Annotated in this window: 14 protein-coding genes; 7 read left to right on the top strand and 7 right to left on the bottom strand. The window is 55.4% G+C overall.

Going from position 1 to position 16,797, the window contains the following annotated elements:
• Window positions 1-22: 22 nt before the first annotated feature.
• Window positions 23-373 (bottom strand): DUF8165 family protein, encoded by a 351-nt coding sequence (locus tag B4V06_RS00810; protein ID WP_498166699.1) that lies wholly within the window; start codon window positions 371-373, stop codon window positions 23-25.
• Window positions 374-452: 79 nt separating this feature from the next.
• Here B4V06_RS00810 and B4V06_RS00805 point away from each other — a divergent pair, with 79 nt between their 5' ends.
• The 5 genes from B4V06_RS00805 to B4V06_RS00785 all read left to right on the top strand — a co-directional run bounded on the left by B4V06_RS00805 (window position 453) and on the right by B4V06_RS00785 (window position 9,955).
• The gene (locus B4V06_RS00805; RefSeq protein WP_498166696.1) at window positions 453-1,256 is read left to right on the top strand and encodes a CBS domain-containing protein; all 804 of its coding nucleotides are present in this window, start codon (window positions 453-455) and stop codon (window positions 1,254-1,256) included.
• Window positions 1,257-1,311: 55 nt separating this feature from the next.
• Window positions 1,312-4,527 carry a PD-(D/E)XK nuclease family protein gene (locus tag B4V06_RS00800; RefSeq protein ID WP_498166693.1) on the top strand — a complete coding sequence of 1,072 codons (3,216 nt, stop codon included), beginning with the start codon at window positions 1,312-1,314 and terminating at the stop codon, window positions 4,525-4,527.
• Window positions 4,524-8,246, top strand: a complete 3,723-nt coding sequence (locus tag B4V06_RS00795; protein ID WP_498166690.1) for a UvrD-helicase domain-containing protein — start codon at window positions 4,524-4,526, stop codon at window positions 8,244-8,246. Before B4V06_RS00800 ends, B4V06_RS00795 begins: the two co-directional genes overlap by 4 nt.
• A 133-nt stretch (window positions 8,247-8,379) precedes the next feature.
• Complete coding sequence (locus B4V06_RS00790) at window positions 8,380-8,832, top strand: hypothetical protein (RefSeq protein ID WP_498166687.1); 453 nt, start codon at window positions 8,380-8,382, stop codon at window positions 8,830-8,832.
• Entirely contained in the window at window positions 8,813-9,955 is a 1,143-nt protein-coding gene (locus B4V06_RS00785; protein ID WP_498166684.1) for a hypothetical protein, read from the top strand. The genes B4V06_RS00790 and B4V06_RS00785 overlap by 20 nt, the downstream gene beginning before the upstream one ends.
• Here B4V06_RS00785 and B4V06_RS00780 read toward each other — a convergent pair.
• From B4V06_RS00780 to B4V06_RS00770, 3 genes are all read right to left on the bottom strand, one after another.
• The gene (locus tag B4V06_RS00780) at window positions 9,952-12,165 is read right to left on the bottom strand and encodes an argonaute/piwi family protein (protein ID WP_498166681.1); all 2,214 of its coding nucleotides are present in this window, start codon (window positions 12,163-12,165) and stop codon (window positions 9,952-9,954) included. The genes B4V06_RS00785 and B4V06_RS00780 overlap by 4 nt on opposite strands.
• A gap of 208 nt (window positions 12,166-12,373) precedes the next feature.
• Entirely contained in the window at window positions 12,374-13,246 is an 873-nt protein-coding gene (locus B4V06_RS00775; RefSeq protein ID WP_498166679.1) for a hypothetical protein, read from the bottom strand.
• Window positions 13,247-13,324: 78 nt separating this feature from the next.
• Window positions 13,325-14,548 (bottom strand): competence protein CoiA family protein, encoded by a 1,224-nt coding sequence (locus B4V06_RS00770; protein ID WP_498166676.1) that lies wholly within the window; start codon window positions 14,546-14,548, stop codon window positions 13,325-13,327.
• A gap of 109 nt (window positions 14,549-14,657) precedes the next feature.
• Here B4V06_RS00770 and B4V06_RS00765 point away from each other — a divergent pair, with 109 nt between their 5' ends.
• On the top strand, window positions 14,658-14,789 hold the full coding sequence (locus B4V06_RS00765) for a metallophosphoesterase (protein WP_498166673.1): 132 nt from the start codon (window positions 14,658-14,660) through the stop codon (window positions 14,787-14,789).
• Window positions 14,790-15,066: 277 nt separating this feature from the next.
• Here B4V06_RS00765 and ddfA read toward each other — a convergent pair whose 3' ends face one another.
• Both ddfA and B4V06_RS00755 read right to left on the bottom strand, forming a co-directional pair.
• Window positions 15,067-15,405 carry a DdfA family disk-determining factor gene (gene ddfA, locus B4V06_RS00760; RefSeq protein ID WP_498166670.1) on the bottom strand — a complete coding sequence of 113 codons (339 nt, stop codon included), beginning with the start codon at window positions 15,403-15,405 and terminating at the stop codon, window positions 15,067-15,069.
• A gap of 6 nt (window positions 15,406-15,411) precedes the next feature.
• Window positions 15,412-15,738: a DUF7504 family protein gene (locus B4V06_RS00755; RefSeq protein WP_498166668.1), complete on the bottom strand. Its 327-nt coding sequence runs from the start codon at window positions 15,736-15,738 to the stop codon at window positions 15,412-15,414.
• Between the two features lie 102 nt (window positions 15,739-15,840).
• Between B4V06_RS00755 and B4V06_RS00750 the strand changes: the two genes are divergently transcribed.
• Entirely contained in the window at window positions 15,841-16,023 is a 183-nt protein-coding gene (locus tag B4V06_RS00750; RefSeq protein WP_498166665.1) for a hypothetical protein, read from the top strand.
• 226 nt (window positions 16,024-16,249) lie between these two features.
• Here B4V06_RS00750 and B4V06_RS00745 read toward each other — a convergent pair whose 3' ends face one another.
• Window positions 16,250-16,681, bottom strand: coding sequence for an ArsR family transcriptional regulator (locus tag B4V06_RS00745; protein WP_498166663.1), 432 nt, complete (start codon window positions 16,679-16,681; stop codon window positions 16,250-16,252).
• Between the last annotated feature and the right edge of the window lie 116 nt (window positions 16,682-16,797).

Genomic DNA, 16,797 nt, shown 5'->3' with positions numbered 1-16,797 from the left:
GCATCCAAATTGCCAGATAATCTTATTTGTATTCCGAGAGACTTCTGTTTTGGATATTCGACGGCTCTCGGCCGATCTGTATGAGGCCAAATTCGGAAATCGCGAGTTCTGCGTTGTTCCCTACCGAGGTGCGCACCGCGTTTCGGAGGGACTCGAGCTCGATCGCTGTCAGCGGATGTTGGGTGAGGAAGTAGCTGCTCGCTAGCCCGGTAGGAGATACGACGACGACCTTCTCACTCTCTACAGACTGAAGTCTGCTTTCTGCATCCCTGTACTGATAGACTTCTCCGGATAGACTCTCTACGGGGAAGAGGGTGGATGCATCACTGTGGTTGACGTACCCGCCCGCATCGTAAAAATGCCCAACGCTCATCTATCTACACAATATAATGCTTGATATTTATTTCTTGTGGGGCACTCTAATTGGGATTCAGTACACACCCCTTGGTACGATGGACAGAGATCTATACCAGTGTGTGGCGGGCGATCTTGCAACCAAATCCGTTGATACAGTGCCGACTGAGTGGACAGTAAATGAGGCTCACGAGTGGCTTTCTGAGAATGGCTACGATGTCTCACCAGTCGTCGACGGTGACCAGCCGCTGGGATATATTGCGATAGATGATTTGGCAGAAGCCCCCGGTAGTGAGACCGTCTCTGAACACCGTCAGCCCATCACTCTTGAAGAAATCATTTCCACGGATGCCGATTTCGGAACCGTGCTGTCGGCTCTCTATGATGAGGGATTCTATTTCCTCGGTGGACGAAATCAGGTAACTGGTATCCTCACGCGGGCAGATCTGAATACTTCACCGGCGTATATCCACCTTTACGACCAGCTGTCCCTTCTCGAGGAGGCACTTCGAGACCTGATTTTAGATGAAGCTCCCGACTGGAAGGAGAACGATGAGATTGACCTCTACCATGACGAGATCCGAGATATCGAGCGTCGACACCAGCAGGCAGAATCCGCCAATATTGCTTTAGAGGAAATTCACTACGCCCAGTTTTCGACACTTAAGAAAATCATCGCAGCTGTCGAACTTTGTTGGCAGGCATGTGGATTTTCGAACGGTGATGTCGCAGAGCGCGATCTCTCAGACGTAACCGATGTTCGAAACGCGGTGGCTCATTCGAACCTCTTAATCGAGAATACCGGGCAGGGGCTGATGGAGGGGAGAACTGTTGCCACCCTCCTAGATGCATATGAAACGATAGAGGGATGTATTGAAGCGCTGGACGCAGGTTCGAACTGAGGGACTGTCTTTTTCTGGGACAGTATTATGTCACGGGAATTTGTTTGCTTGTTGTATGGCTAATGGCTGTGATTTTCTCACCAGTCCCTCCTTCGACGCGCTTCAATCTGAGGTATTTGAACGGGTAGCTGATCAGGCAGGTGACCAGCCTGCCAGTATCCTCCATATCGAGAACAACGACCACCGCATGGATGAGGTTGCAGACGCGTGGGCTATGGATTACAAGCCCCTTCGTCTTCGGGTGACCGACTTCAATACTGTCGTTAGTGAGTGCTACGAGCGGATTTCCTGTCCGAGTTCTCTACTAGATGCATTGACTCGACGTCGCCTGATCGACCGAGCACTTCGTACTGTCGCCGACCGCGGCCTTCTCGACGATGCGCATCTCTACCGAGATCACTTCACCGATCTCATCACGGAACTGGAGGGCGAAGGGTACCACTCCCCTGAGGCTGTTCGCTCCCTCGTCGAGAATTCCGAACTGGCCGCTGAAACCGCGAACCTCGTTGCGAGTGTGTACGAGGGCTACTACGAACTTCGACGAGACGGCGTCGGGGATGACGTGTACACGTTGAGTGAAGCGTATCGGACAGTCCTGGAAAGCAACACTCCGCTGACCGAGGTTTTCCCGCACGTGGATGTCGTCGTAATCTCGGGTTTCTACGAACTATCCCACCACGAGAAAGTCTTTCTCCGGAGAGTGGCTGGAGCATTTCCCGTCTACATCTCGCTCCCCCTAGCCGACACGGCTACCCCGACCGATGGCGCGAACCAGATCACGGCCGACGCGATGGAAACGTATCTGGATATTGCTGGCCCTCCCACCACTATCGTCCCTGACTCCTCAAATCCGTTCGTCGATATCGCTGGGGAGCTCTATACGCCGACACCTGGGGGCGATGAAGATACGAGTTCTCCCGACCAGCTTCACTGGTACAGTGCCCCCACTCCGGACCGAGAGGTCAGGCAAGTCGCTCGAAGAATTCGGAAACAGCTCGCGGACGGTGCAGACCCCAACGACATTTTGGTCGTAATTCCGGGATTGATCTCGTATCAGGAGCAGGTTGCAGATGTCTTCGAGACCGCCGGCATCGAGTCGGTCGGGTTTGCGAACAAACTGCTGTATCAGACGTACGCCGGTCGGGCGATGCTCGATCTGGCTGACCTCTGTGTCAATGACCCACGGACGGATACGATTGCCCGCCTCGCGACGAACCCGGTCGTGACAATCGGAAAGGACACCGACGACGTGGACCGGTCCGCTATTGCAGACCTCGCACGCCGGCTTCCGACAGTCGATACAGACCGGCTCCTCGAGGAACTCGACGAAGACTCTGCTGGGGCTCTGGAATACCTCTTCCAGGCAGCCAGCGATGCCGAGGTCGCGGGGCCCGACGACGTCGTCGAGGCCGTGCGAACTGTCTTCGAGACCGTCGATCTCTCGGAAAACGTCGACACTATCGAAGCAGGTGCAAAGTCATTTGACGCCCGAATGGAAGTCGCATCTTACAATCGGGTCGAGAGGGTGCTTGACGCCGTCGAATTCGTGGCTGAGCGGTTTGGGATGGACGACCCCATCGAAGAAGTGGCCGATACGCTTGAGAAGGTGCGGGTCCCCCCACCGAGTCAATCTACACAGGATGTCGTCGAGATCGTCGGGCCGCGCGACGCCTACATGCAGTCCTATTCGCACCTGTATTTCATCGGACTGACCGAACAGGACTTCCCCGTCGAACAGGATCGTCCGCTCTTTTTCGAACGACTGTTCGACGATATCCCTGATCTCTCGTTCACCGATGACCGAGCCGAGGCCCGCTACCAGTTTGCCACCTTGCTCTCAGGTGCGGAGAGCGTCTACATTACGACCCCCGAGACATCATTTGATGACGATGACCTGCTTGAGTCGTCGATCCTTGATGAACTCGCTCGGGTCACTGGCCTTGAGCCGTCGCCTGATGATCTTGGAAACGCCGTTCCCGAAGACGTCCAGCGGGCCCTTCGTCACCATCGGGATAGGGAGGCCCGGGAGGAAGCCGTTATGCACGCTGCTGACTCCGGAGTATTCTCACGACAGCAGGCCGAGCGCGTCGTGGCGGGTGCGAGGTGCGCTGAAAGTCGAGCCGACGCCGAACTATCCGCCCACGATGCACAGCTTGACCCCGAGTTGGTCTCGGAGCTCCACGGTGAACGTGGGCCGTACAGCCCGACACAGCTGAAAGATTACGCCCAGTGTGGGTACGCCTACTACATGAAACGGATACTGGGCATCGAAGCGCCGGACGAGTTCCATCTCGAGCCTCAGAAAGTCGATCTCGGGAGCCTCGTCCACGATATCTTCGAGGAGTTCTATCGCGGGCTCCAGGACGACCACGGCGATCCAGTTGACCTCAGTGAATATAACCGGGGATTCCTCGAAGAACAGCTGTTGGAGCAGACGCGAGCCAGTCTTGCTGACGCCGATATCGAGTTCGATGACGTGTTCTACGAACGGTGGTTGGAACAGCTCCTCGCTGGGCTTGCGACGCCCGACGTGAACGAGTACTTCGGCGATGGGCGACCTCATCAGGGAACCGATCGGGGGCTCTTCGTCCGGTTCCTCGATGCTGAGTACGACGACAACGACGACGTCCCGGCGTGGTTCGAGGTGCCGATGGACTTTGCTGACTCAGAAGAGGGTGAGATCACGGTGACTACACCCGATGGAAGAGACATACCCGTCGGTGGATTCATCGATCGGGTGAACCTCAACGAGCGGGATGATGGAACCATCAAGGGACTGGTGCACGATTACAAGACAAGCGATCCAGAGACTATTCAGACGTTCGACGGCATCGAATTTCAGCTCCCGCTCTATACACTTGCGACACGGGCTGAACTGGCAGCACAACACGGAAATGCACTCGACACCGTTGACGGCCAATTCTATGTAACGGAACCACCGACTGAGGTCACGCGAAAGTGGAGTCTTCAGTACTACATCGAACGGAAAGGTGGAACTGACGAGGACTACGAGCGATTTCTCACCGAAACTGTCCCCTCGCGGGTTGGCGAGATAGCTGACGATATTGAGAACGGGGCCTTCCAGACGACCACGCTCTCGCCGAAAGAGGCCGGTTGCCACTACTGCGACTATCGTGATGTCTGTGATGTTCGCCACCACCAACGTCAGGAGATCATCCGAGAGATGGACCGGACCGGTGCGCCTGGGTACATTCCACAACGGGCGCGGGATGGATCATTCCTCGATACGCTTGGGGGTGAGGACGAATGACCGGACTCGACGATACGCCGGCGTCGTCGGACGACGAAGACGAGGAGGATTTCTCTCCCACAACAGAACAGGAGGAGGCCCTGGAACTCGATCACAATATCGCGATCACCGCCGGGGCGGGGACCGGAAAGACGACGACGTTGACTCTCCGCTACCTAGAGATGCTGGAGTCCGAGCCCGATATCGGACCTGAGAACATCGCGACGATCACTTTCACGAACGATGCCGCGAATGAGATGCAGGAGCGTATTCGGGAGGAAGTAGCCGAACGCCTCAGTGAGGCCCCCGAATCAGACGAGTACGACTACGACCGGTGGCGCAGCATCAAGGACGACTTGGAAGACGGCTATATCCATACCATTCACGGCTTCTGTTCACGACTACTCCGCGAGTACGTCGTTCAAGCCCCCGTCCAGCCCGAGTTTGACACACTGGACGAGGCTGATGCCAAGGTGTTGATGCAGGAGGTGGTCCGGGAGACAATCGACGCTCGATGGGAGACGAACGAGGACATTCGCCGTCTCGCTCGACTCTGGAATCGTGATTCTCTCGAGCAAGTTCTCGTCGGTTTGCTTGATAGTCGACCAATGAGTACTGAATGGGCGACTCGTTGGGAAGACGCGTCCGTCGACGAGTATTTGGACCACATCTGGGCCACGTTCTATCCCACGGATCAGGTGACTGCTGAAGCACTCCTTAGTGAGCCGTCAGTACAAACCGCCCTGCACACAATTTGCGACCTCCACGACCAAGGATTCGACATCGACCCCAGCGACAATGGGATGGAGTTTATGGAGACTGTTTCCGCGATAGCACGCGAGACCGGGGTTCACACAGGCGAGGCGGAAGGCAGAGAGTGGCAACAGGCCTTCGATATCCTCTGTGATCGACTGACGACGGGTAGTGGTAGTCGATATAGTCAGCGTCACTGGTACCGAGGGTCCAAGTCGAGTTGGAGCTCCCGCGAGGACGAACAGGAGCAATTAGACGCAGCTGCGGATGCACTTTTGGAAGGTCTCGAACCTGAAGGGAGGGAGTTCATCGGCGGTCTCGACACTGAGTGGAACAGTAGTCATTACGTCCTGAGCCTCGCTCGTCTCTACTGTACTGTTCTGGAGGAGTATACGCAAACGAAATCGGATCAGAATGTACTCGACTATCACGATCTCATCCAGACTTGCATCGAGTTCCTGAACGCGGACGACCGCGTCTGTGAGCAGGTTCAGTCGCAGTTCGAGTACGTGATGGTCGACGAAATGCAGGATACCGACCTGCTCCAGTGGAAGCTCATCAAACTCTTGACCGCCGGTGATATCGATGATTTTGACGCTCAGAACGTCTTCCTCGTCGGCGACGAGAAACAGAGCATCTACCGATTCCGTGACGCTGACGTGACCACCTTCGGTTCGGCCCGTGAAGACCTCGCCGCAGCCAATCCAGACGATGTCGAGACAACCAAGCAACTCAGGGGGAACTTCCGCACGATCGAGGAGACGCGGGAGTTCCTGAACGCTCTCTTCGACGAGGTATTCGAACCGATGGGCGACGAGTACCGCGACTACGAAGCCGAGCCGCAGGCGCTTACCGATGAACGTCGGGAGGGTCGCGATGTCACCGGTTCGGTCGAGTACCTCCTCGTTCCCGACGAAGATATCCCGGCACTCCACGGTGACGACTACCTGAATCAAACACCTCGATTCGCTGGCCACGGAGAGCGTGAGGCCTATGCGCTCGCCAGCCGCCTCACCTCGTTGCTGGATGATCCCCCCGAGATCTACGGTGAAGACGAAGGGTGTCTTCGACCTGCGAAACCTGAGGACATCACTATCCTGCTGCGCGCTCGCACCCGTCTCAAGGAGCACGAACGAGCGTTGGATGCATACGAGATCCCGTATACTGTCGTGTCGGGAACCGGATTCTGGGACGCTCCCGAGATCACAGCCCTGGTCAATCTGCTCACGTTCTTCGAGAATCCGGAAGACGACATCGCGCTCTACGGTGTCCTCCGATCACCGCTGTTTGGCTTCCCTGACGAGGACCTCGCCCGACTACACTCCGAGGATCAATCACTCTGGACCGCTCTCCAGACGGCTGAGGACGATATCGAGGACGCAGCACGCCTTTTGAGCGAATGGCGACAACTCGCTGCCGTCAGCGACGAGGTCTCGGCTGATACGACGGTTCCGTGGGGGACGTTGCTCTCTCAGATCATCGACGATACCGGGTATATCGCCAGTGTCGGGGCCGACGAACGGCCACGACAGGCGGCAGTGAACATCAACAAATTCCGCGAGCAGCTCCGCGCCTGGGAGGAAGGTGGCGTCAAGACGGTTTCCGAACTTCTCACGCGAATCGAGCGTCGGAAGGAGATCGATTCCCACGCCGATGAGGCGACTATCCCTGAAGATGCCGATGGCGTCCAAATTCGGACTATCCACTCCGCGAAGGGGCTTGAGTTCCCTATCGTTGCGATACCAGAAGTGGGTACCGAGTTCAACTTCCAGGGGGACGTCGACGACTACGGGAAAGTCTATCTCGACGAACTTGCGGTCGGGAACGGTGACACGGAATCTGTCCTAGGTATGAAAGCACCCTCTGCTGAGGATCCATACGACCACGACGACACACTCGCTCGGTCGCAGCTCCGTGACCGAGTTAAGATGCAGGAGCGGGCGGAGCTCAAACGACTACTCTACGTCGCTGCGACGCGGACTCGTGACCACCTGCTCTTCAGCGGGATCCACTCTGTAGAAACCGGTGAAGAAGGCGAGCTCCGACTCAGGAATGTAAGAGATCCTGCGAATGCCCGCTACTGGCGGGACTGGTTGCAGCCGATCCTATTGGAAGATGAGGAGGGAGATGCCAGCCATACTCTACGTGCTGTTGCGTCGGAGACTGAATACACGACTGAGCTTGCTGATAATCAGTTCACTCTTCGTCTTCCAACTGCTCCCGTGGCCGAATGGGACGACTCGGGACCCTCGACTCATACGTACCCTGAAATCGATATTTCAGACCCGGAGCTGCCCCCAGCTCCTGTAACGATGACCGCGACGAACTTCGCAAAGGCGCTTGCCCCAGATGCGGGGGCTATCTATACAGATGAACTCGCTGAAGACGCCGCAGAGGTGGATTCTGATGGACTCCCTGCGAACCATCTAGGCACGATCGTCCACAAGCTCACCGAACGACGGCTTCCGCGTGAGCAATGGCGACCGGTGACGAGGCGTCTGGCGAGCGCGCTTGATGAGAATGTGACAGATGACGATTTGACCCGGATCGAGCGCTATACAGAGCGTTGTCTCCGATTCCGTGAACAGCTTGTCGACGAGGTGACGCCTGAGACGATCCACGAAGAGCTCGCCGTCGTCGCTCGATTAGACAATGGACGGATCATCGGCGATATCGATCTCTTGCTCACGACATCGGGGACCTATCATATCGTGGATTACAAGACGAACGATACCACTCGACTGGCCGTCGACGATCTCGCCGAGAAGTATTGGCCACAGCTCGAATCATACGCCATTGCCGTCCATCAGAACGACCCCTCGAGGGAGGTACGTCTCACTCTCTACTTCGCGGACGCCGACGTTTCCCGGACGAACACCCTTGATCCGATGACGCTCGATATCCTGACTGACGACCTTGATTCCAATCTCTTAGAACTCACTGGAGAGGATTCCGACGGCTCTGAGGATATCGGGGCCAGCTACTGAACTACGCGGGAGCCTACTCTCCGCCAGTTTGATTTTCCCATTCTCGGGGTTGACCCCTTCTCTGTCCATTCAACGGGCGCTATTTATAAATGAAAAAATTATAAACGCTGACACTGCTTATTGGATTCATACAATGACCAGATGGCGAGCGAAACGCCGATACGAAGCAAATCGGCGATTCAGCGAGCGTGCGGACGACACGCTCGTAGCCATCGCAATACTGAAAGGTCGACGAGATGGGATCGAGTTGGAGCAAACCGACGAGGAACTGGCCGAAAAGCTTCGACAGGGCCGCGATCTGTTAGAAGATATCCGTAATGCGTTGGCGGAAGAACCCGGGGTTGATCCGTATGAGATGGCTATTGCCGAGGAGTTAGCGAATAATGATCCGAATCCGCCATCGGTTCTCGTCGGGGATTTCGACGAATTAATCGATGCACTCGAAACTGCCGAGCAGACTCTGACCTACACTGAAGAGTTGGACAACGTTCGGATGTGGCTGAAACGGATTTCAAATACGGCGAGCCGAACGTCGAGAGAGGCAATCAATCGTATGCGAGGGTCGCTTGCCACCGGAACTCGCTGAGGCGCAGGTCGAGTTTCTAGAGGGGAAATTCGACGCTGCGCGGATGGTTGTGGAGGAGTTCGAGCCAGGGATAACACAAGGCGAGGCGATCCTCCATGCTGTTGAGGATGGTCTAGAACAGGTCCGCCGGAATCACCGCCTGTATGAAGTCGCTCGCGACCAAGCACCGGACTCCGAGACCACGCAGGATCTGTACGAAGAGTATCTTGGAGCCATCGAGAAAGTCGCATTCGATCTGCAGGTGCTCGAAAAGCAACTGGTCTATCTCGATCTCAACCAGTACCAGCAGACACTACCTACGAACGACCAACTCAATCACGTAGAGAGCATCTCTGAAGAACTCAAGACTGCCCTAGATCTCAACGTGACGACCATCCCCGTCGTTTGGAATGGATTTGCCATCGACCCGTTGGATTACTATATTCGGGCGACCGGAGAGAGAAGTCACATCTACGCGGTCATTCTCCCTCGGACACGGAGTGACTCGATGCGCTACTCTCCACTAATCGGACACGAACTTGGGCACGCTGTGTTGGACCGACACGAGGATCTCGAGTCGGAATTCTACGTTCAGGTTCGTGATGTTGAGAGGAGAACGCAGTCTGGATTAAAACACGACACGAACAACGAAGTCGAGGACGAGGGCCATTTCGTGCAGGCCTGGCGGGACTGGTTTGAGGAACTGTTCTGTGATGCCTGCGGTGTACTAACCTTCGGCCCCTCGTATGTAGCTGCACTCGTTTGGCGTTTGTTTGATTCGAACCCGTATTATATCGAACGTCATCCGGAGGACAGTATGCATCCGCCTCCGGCACTCCGATACAAACTGGTAACGGAACTTACTGAAGAGTTCTTCCCCGAACTCGATGGTTCAATAAATGAATATCGAACCGCGTTTGAGTCTCACTTGGCCGATCTACAGGCAGTACGTCCATCCGACTACGATGCCTATGATTACGACGAACTCCGTCGGTTCGTCCTTCACGAGGTTCCTGACCGAGTCACCCATGACTTGGACGACCTCATTAACGACATCCAGAACGGAACCCCACCGGAGGATTCGTCCGAACGAGCACATCGGTTAGCCACGAATCAGTACTGGCTGGACCCGTTCCCGCCTTAGAATGGGGGATATGCCAGCTTTGAGACGCTGTCGTGGTTCAGCCGGCGATTCATCCGCCGCGAGAGATACACGGTTAGCGGATTTTTGATCCCATTCGAGGGTGCTGCCCAATTGAGCTCTGAGAGATAGAAGACATCGCGACCGATGTCTCGAATGTCAAACGGACCCTCAGAGGCAGCTACCTCACAGTAGAGCGGTTTGGGCGAGCCCTGGTTGAGCTGTGGTGCGTCCGTCGTTACAACTGTAACGGTCTCATCATCAAGCATCGCATAGGCTCCCATCTCGGGCATCAGATCGTCACGATTGTCGTCGAAAATCCGGTGGGGAGTATTCCCCATAATGTCGACCCCCACCCAGTCGAACGAGTCGGTGACGTAGTCGTACTCTTGGAGTCGCTCAACGCCCTCGTAGAGTCCTTCGATCTCCTTCTTTCCAAAGAATCCGTTCCGATGGGCGACCAGCGAGTCCAGCGTATCCCCGGGAATGTGCGGACTGTTGTTGGCCTCTCTCACTGCGTCTTTCAGGAATTCCTGCATTATACCTTCATTCGTAACCGTGCTACGACCCGATGGGCGCGGGTCTTCACTCTGATAGACGATACGCCCGTTCTTTCCTGAAATGAGGACAGCACTGGCTGTCTTTGTCTCGTACCCGGTAACGCTCATCCCAAGGTACGCATCAGCACTAAGCTGATCCTCAATCGTGAACGGCACAACCCCGAGTTTGACTCCCAGCCCGATCGCCGTGTTTGTGAGGACATCCGCTTCGTTATCGGACCGTCGCTTCGAGCGGAATTTGGTCGCTGTGAGCGATTGTAATGGTCGGCCATCTAAAACGTCAATCAATCGGTGGTAGGTGTCCTCGTCATACTCTGGCAGATAGGCGAACCCGGCGTCGATGTTCTGCCGGGTCTCGTCCTCGAACTCATCGAGTAGGCGTTCGTCCTCGAAATTGATCCGGCCGACCCGTTCTGAGAGGTTGATCCCAGTGAACCGTTCGGCATACTCACGGATGTCGTCGTACACATCGAGAGCCTCAGATTCGTTGCCATCTGCGTAAAAGACTGCCACTTGAATTTCATCGTCGAATGAAGCACGGGGGCCGACTTTTTTGAGATAGCCCTCCTTCGCAAAGTTCCAATAGGGGGGTGTCAGATTGGGACTGTGATCGAGGCTGATATTCGGCTTGTGGAGCTCCATCTTCGTTCGTGGGTCTTGACCGAACGTCAGGGCCGGATAGTCGAACGTACCGATCCCCGCTTGGATCGGTGACTGAGTGACAGGTGCTTCCACGTTCCCCATCTGGATATGCCCGATAACATCTAGAAACATCTCGACGTCATCCCAGCGGTCAACAGGGGCCTTCGCAGCCCTCTCTGAAACGCTGTCCGGTCGATCATCGCCCGGAGAGGGATACAGTAGCGACGGCGCTGCGGGGTACCACTTGTCCCGACGGTTATACCGGATTTTGGCCAACGGTTCAGTCGAATCGACCTTCTTAGCCCACTGTTGACCGTATTCCTTCTTGATGAATTTCAGTACAGAATCATCCCACGGGTCCGGTGATGGGTCCTCAACGGTGATATCAGAGTAGATCCCGTCGAGCGTACAGGACCGCCGTTCAGGGCCATCTTGCATGAACCCCTCTCCAATGAACTCCGCTTGCGTTCGCTCGAGTCCCCAATTACTGAGGTACTCCGCAAGCGTCTGTCTCCCCATAAGCCCGATCGTCGAATCGAGGGTAAACACTGGACGACCGTGATATACGAACCGAATATCGATGCCAGAATGGAGGTCGTACCCCTCAACCGTATCTAAGATTTCTTCCTCGTAGAACGCGTTGCGAACGGAGTCGTACCAGTAGTCGTGATACGTCTCAAGATACCACTGAAGCCCCTTTGTGAGAGCTCGTTCAATTACTCCGAATCCAGCCTCAGTCGTCGGATCCAGTTCTGTTGTTTCTTCGAATGATAGCTCAGCACCGGCAGAGTGGAATGTATCGTACTCTCGTCGGTCTGGCCCGATGATAGCGATGAAATACTCGTCTCCTCGTCGGTACCATCGTCCATTCCCACCGACTGTGTCCTCAAGATCCTCTGTGTGAGAGTTCAATACAGAGTACTTATCTCCGCTCGGTTGTGGATCGATGGAATAGAGATCTGCTTTGATTGTCGGAAGTTCAATTTCGAACGAGTTGACGAACAACCCCATTGCTTCTAATAACCCACTGCGACGACATAATTTCTCGGTTGTGAATCTCTTAGGGTTGACCGATACTACCGGTTTCGTCGACCAACTCTCATTACCCTCCAGTTCGCGTCATCACTTATCGATATCCGTGAGGAACAGGGTTTCTTCGACATCATAAAGATAACAACGTCTGAAGAATAGGATCTGTTTTGATCGCGAAGTACGGCCGCTAGTTCTGTCGGAAGCTGGTCGCCTCGACCGAGAACCCCTCAGCCTGTTCTGCAACGTCACGCGTGAGCTGGTACACACCACTATCGATATGTTCCATCGGCGCTTCCAACGCCCCCTCTGAGAGTCCGCGGTCGCTCCATTCGGTGTGCGAAACCGCAACCTCGAACCCGCCCACTCGTGGCGGAACGGCTGGTAGCGCCTCGGCGTTCTCCGGATAATCTTCGAGGAGCGGTGCGTATCGGAACGGAAGCCGAAGTAGGTGACTTCGAGTGGTTTGGCCGGAGTAGACGCACCGATTCGGATCCTTGACACAGACATCCTCGACGCGTTCCTCGTCACTTGGATAGTCGATACCGTAGTGGTCGGGATCCTCGCCAGCCTGCGCCTGTAGTGCTCCCTCGATCGCTTGTCCGAAACTCATCGGGTCGGTCGCGTGCGAGAGCCAGCACGCCACCGCAACAGCGTCGTCTCCATCCGCCGTGAGCGTGTACGTCGATATCTCCGGCGAACTGATCGGCGTGTAGTAGGCCCGGACGGCGAACAGGCAGGGTTCGTGGAGCGGTCCGTCCGCTTCCTGGGCTTTGGCGGCCACGTCGTCGCTGTGGATGCTTGCCTCGAAGTTAGCTTCGAGACCTTGAATGCGCCGTCGACGTCCGATTACCTCGTACTCCACCGGGTCGATGCGGAGTTCCGTGTTCTCGGCCGCAGTGATCCGTGCTTCGATGCCGGGTGTCTCCTCTGTCCCATACGTCTCGCGTTCGAAAGATTCCTCTGTCCACCCATCTGCGAGGTGTATCTCGTACTCGTCGGTCACCATCGGAGTTTCTGGCTCTGTCGGTAGAGGGTCAGTCTCCAAGTCGTGCTCGTCCATATCGCCGACTGTCTGCTACGTCGACTTAAACTACTGTCACGCTGGGGTGCTGAAGAGCGGTAAGACAGCCACAATGGCCTATGGGTTCAGCTGTCGACAACTCGGGCAGTCGTCCCAGTCAGCTTGATCTCGGTGCGAGCGATGTCCACATCTACGGGGGTTCACGAATAGGTAGTCTAGTCCCCACTCCGGGTCTGGGGCTTTCCCGAACAAAATCGGCGTCGTCTCTCCAGCACCGGTATGATTCATAAGGAGATGAACGGGACAGTACTGGCACTCCCAGAGAGCGATGTCGATGCGGTCGTCATACCCTCTCTCGATGACTTCCTTCCGGTCCCACTCGTGAACGCCTCGTGGCCCGCGACACGGCGCAACGTCAACACGATTCACCAGGACTGTCTCGAACGAAGGACCGGGACCGAGACGCTTCGCTTCTAACCACCCCTCAAAGTCGTCCGCCACTTCGCTGTGTATAATAATCGCATCCCGGAGCTCGTCGATTCTAACCTCTGGCGCGAGGACCCCGTCGTAGTCGTACACGAACCGAGTGAGCGTCTGATCGTACTGGCGGCGTGAGCCGCACCCCCGGCAGAACTCGTACTCGTAGCTATCCGGATGTGCGTAGCTTGGGATTCGCCGCCAATCGTGGCTTCCTGTTTCCGCATAGGGGAAGCACTTTCTGGACGGCGGCTCCCACTCAAAATTCGCGCTGACGCGCGTCTCAAACTCCCACGGATCGTGCTCGCGGGTGCTGTAGGCGCATCCATCGTCGGCTCGGAACGCGTCGTCGACGACGTCGTAGTCAAGTTGCTCGTCGCCGAAGTCGTCGGGGGTCAGCCATGCGACCGAGTATCCTGCCGAGAGATAATCGTGAGTCGTCCCTTCGATATCCTTACTATGGTGTTTGTACTGTACCTCGATGATGAGTCCCTTCCCAAAGTAGGGGTTCTCCTCGTGAAACTCGACAAACGCGTCAGCCCGCCGCGTCTCCGGGGTTGTCGCTGTCCCTGTAACATCGATTGTGACCTCGGCCCCGACGTGGGTCGCGGTGGGGAACTGTTTGCCGAGGGCGGCAACGGCGAGTGCCGTACAGCGAGCGTGTGTATCCGACTCCCCTCCCGTTGCCGATGAACAGGACTCTGCAGCATCGTCACCGATATGGAAGAAGTGACGGGCTTGATGCTCACCTCCGCGAGGGTAGAGAACACCGCGACACTCCGGACACTCGACTGGCTGCTGGTCGGCAACCTGCGTGGGGGCGACGATCTCTCCATCGAGAAGTGCTCGAAACGGCACAGTCATTCATCTCGAGACACTTCAACCGCTTGAACGTACCGCTGTTCTGTATATCGCGGCCAATTCTGGGACAATCCAGCGTTGGTCTTATCGCATCTGCTCACCACTACCCAATATGACACGACAGCGGATTCTCGCCTGCGGCGACAACCACGGTGACACAGAATCCCTCGAGAAACTCATCGATGAGACACGCGGCGAGGGATTCGATTTTATCATCCACACTGGCGATATCACCAACGCCTGAAAGACAAACCTCGAAACACGGGTGTCGACCAACTCCGTGCCGTCGAATCCTACTTCGAGATGCTGGCCGACCGCGGAACCCTCATTTACATCTATGGGAACCGCGATAAAGAACGATCCACCGGAGGCAACTTTCGGCACGTTGCCGATCAACACGAACTTGATGTCGGTCACCACCTCCACTCGGATAGCTCGATTACCGTCGACGGGCCGAAACCTACGAACCCTCTTCACCCTACGGATGACTCCAGAACGCTTACCCGGAATTAGGTTTATTCCTATACTCCTGATTCCGGTGGTTTCTCCCGAATAGAGATGACGGCAAATTCTCCGTGACTATGGATAGTCACGTATTTGTCGTTGAATGAAAATGAAATTTGTCCATTATGACGAAATCCATTCCCGTTTGGTGCGAACAACGCTTCGAGTGCATCTGGGTCAATATTTTCATACAGTGGTTCTATCTCGGTGACGTCAACCCCTTTGAAATCTGCGAGTGCTGTCACAACCGTCTCGCTGAGTGACTTCGAGGAGACCCACTCGTGGATTTCCCGGTAAATGTCATTTTCAGCGCGTTCGTTATCATTTCGCGATAGATTATCGGTTGGATCTGTCATTATATGTTACTGTCTAATTCGCCATTCATCATCGGTATCGGGTTCGACAACTGCATCGACAAACTGTTCGAATGTGTTACTAGTCTGGGTATCGCCGGTACTCGGATCAAGATGGACGTGAGCAACAACGTCCCTTGTTCGGAATCGGCCGATGAGGATATACAAAAATCGAAAGGCTTGTTGAATATCGACGTACTGGAGTGGTGGTATAATCGAATTAAAGCAAGCGACGATCTGTTGCTCAGTATCAGCCCATTTAGAGAGAAAAGTACTAAGCTGATTCCAAGTTCGGTCATTAGTGCTGGTTCCGTTCCCTGGTAATTGGTGATTCATGGCTCTGATGCCCTCGATAGTATCACTAGCCAAACTGTATATGTACATTTTACGCAAAATGTCCGAAAACTGGTATCTGTACATTGTACACAGTAGTAGGTAATGGCGAAAAAGACGGTGAAGGCTCGTGGCCGAGAAGGGACAGCGACGATGGATCTTTCTCTACCTGCGGAGGTTACCCGCGAATTTGACGTCGAGCCCGGAGATGTGTTTGCAGTGGATGCTGAATCGAACGAGAAAGGGGAACTTGTCCTCACATATACTCGGGTTTATCATGAGGGGTGATTGCTCTCTCCAAATTCTGGATTGACGTAACCTAACTAACGAAATGACGTCACGTCGAGATCAAGTATTTCGAGCCGGGCTGCTCTCTTAATACAAGAGAAAACGCTGCGTCTTCTCATAAACAATCGATATTTTTGGAATTTCACCGATTTGCGCTGGTTACGCTCCCGAAATATCCTGGATCTCGCGCTCGCCGTCTGGCAAAACGCACGCCCTGATGTGGGTTTCAGTTCCGTCCGTTCGGCCGCTCGACGCCCTCGGCGGCCTTGATTTCGTCTGTTTTCTCGACTTCAGCGAACAGTTCTCGGTATGCGTCGGGCTCGAAGAGGTTGTTCCGGTCGAACAGCTCGCGTGCGGCGTCGGTGAGCTGAAAGAACCGGTACGGCTGGCCCCGTTCGAGCCCTTCACGATCTCGTTCGATGGCCTCGATCAGTTCCACTTCCTCCAGCCGGATGAGGTGGTCGGTGAGCGTCGACGCTGCGATACTCGGATTGTAGTATTCGAGTTCCTTCTTCGAGGGCGCGCCTTTCGGGTGACCGACAATCGTCCCGATGATATTCGCGCGGGTCGTGTCGTCGAGGACACTCAACGCTGCGATCGGATCGAGGCCGGCTGCGTTCTCGGCTGGCGTGAGCGGGGTGGCGTCAGGCCGGGACATTGTGTATGGGTGTTTGTCTCCCGGTCGGATAACCATTTCGGTGAAACCCGAAGTGGTAGTCAGAGTGCTTGCGTATTCCAGTTCCGGTCGTATTTCCGTACCGTTAGGTGGCGGTA

The sequence above is a fragment of the Halorubrum sp. B53 genome (assembly GCF_059752395.1).
The sequence above is the reverse complement of the archived record's forward strand: the minus strand, read 5'-3'. Positions and strand labels throughout refer to the sequence as shown.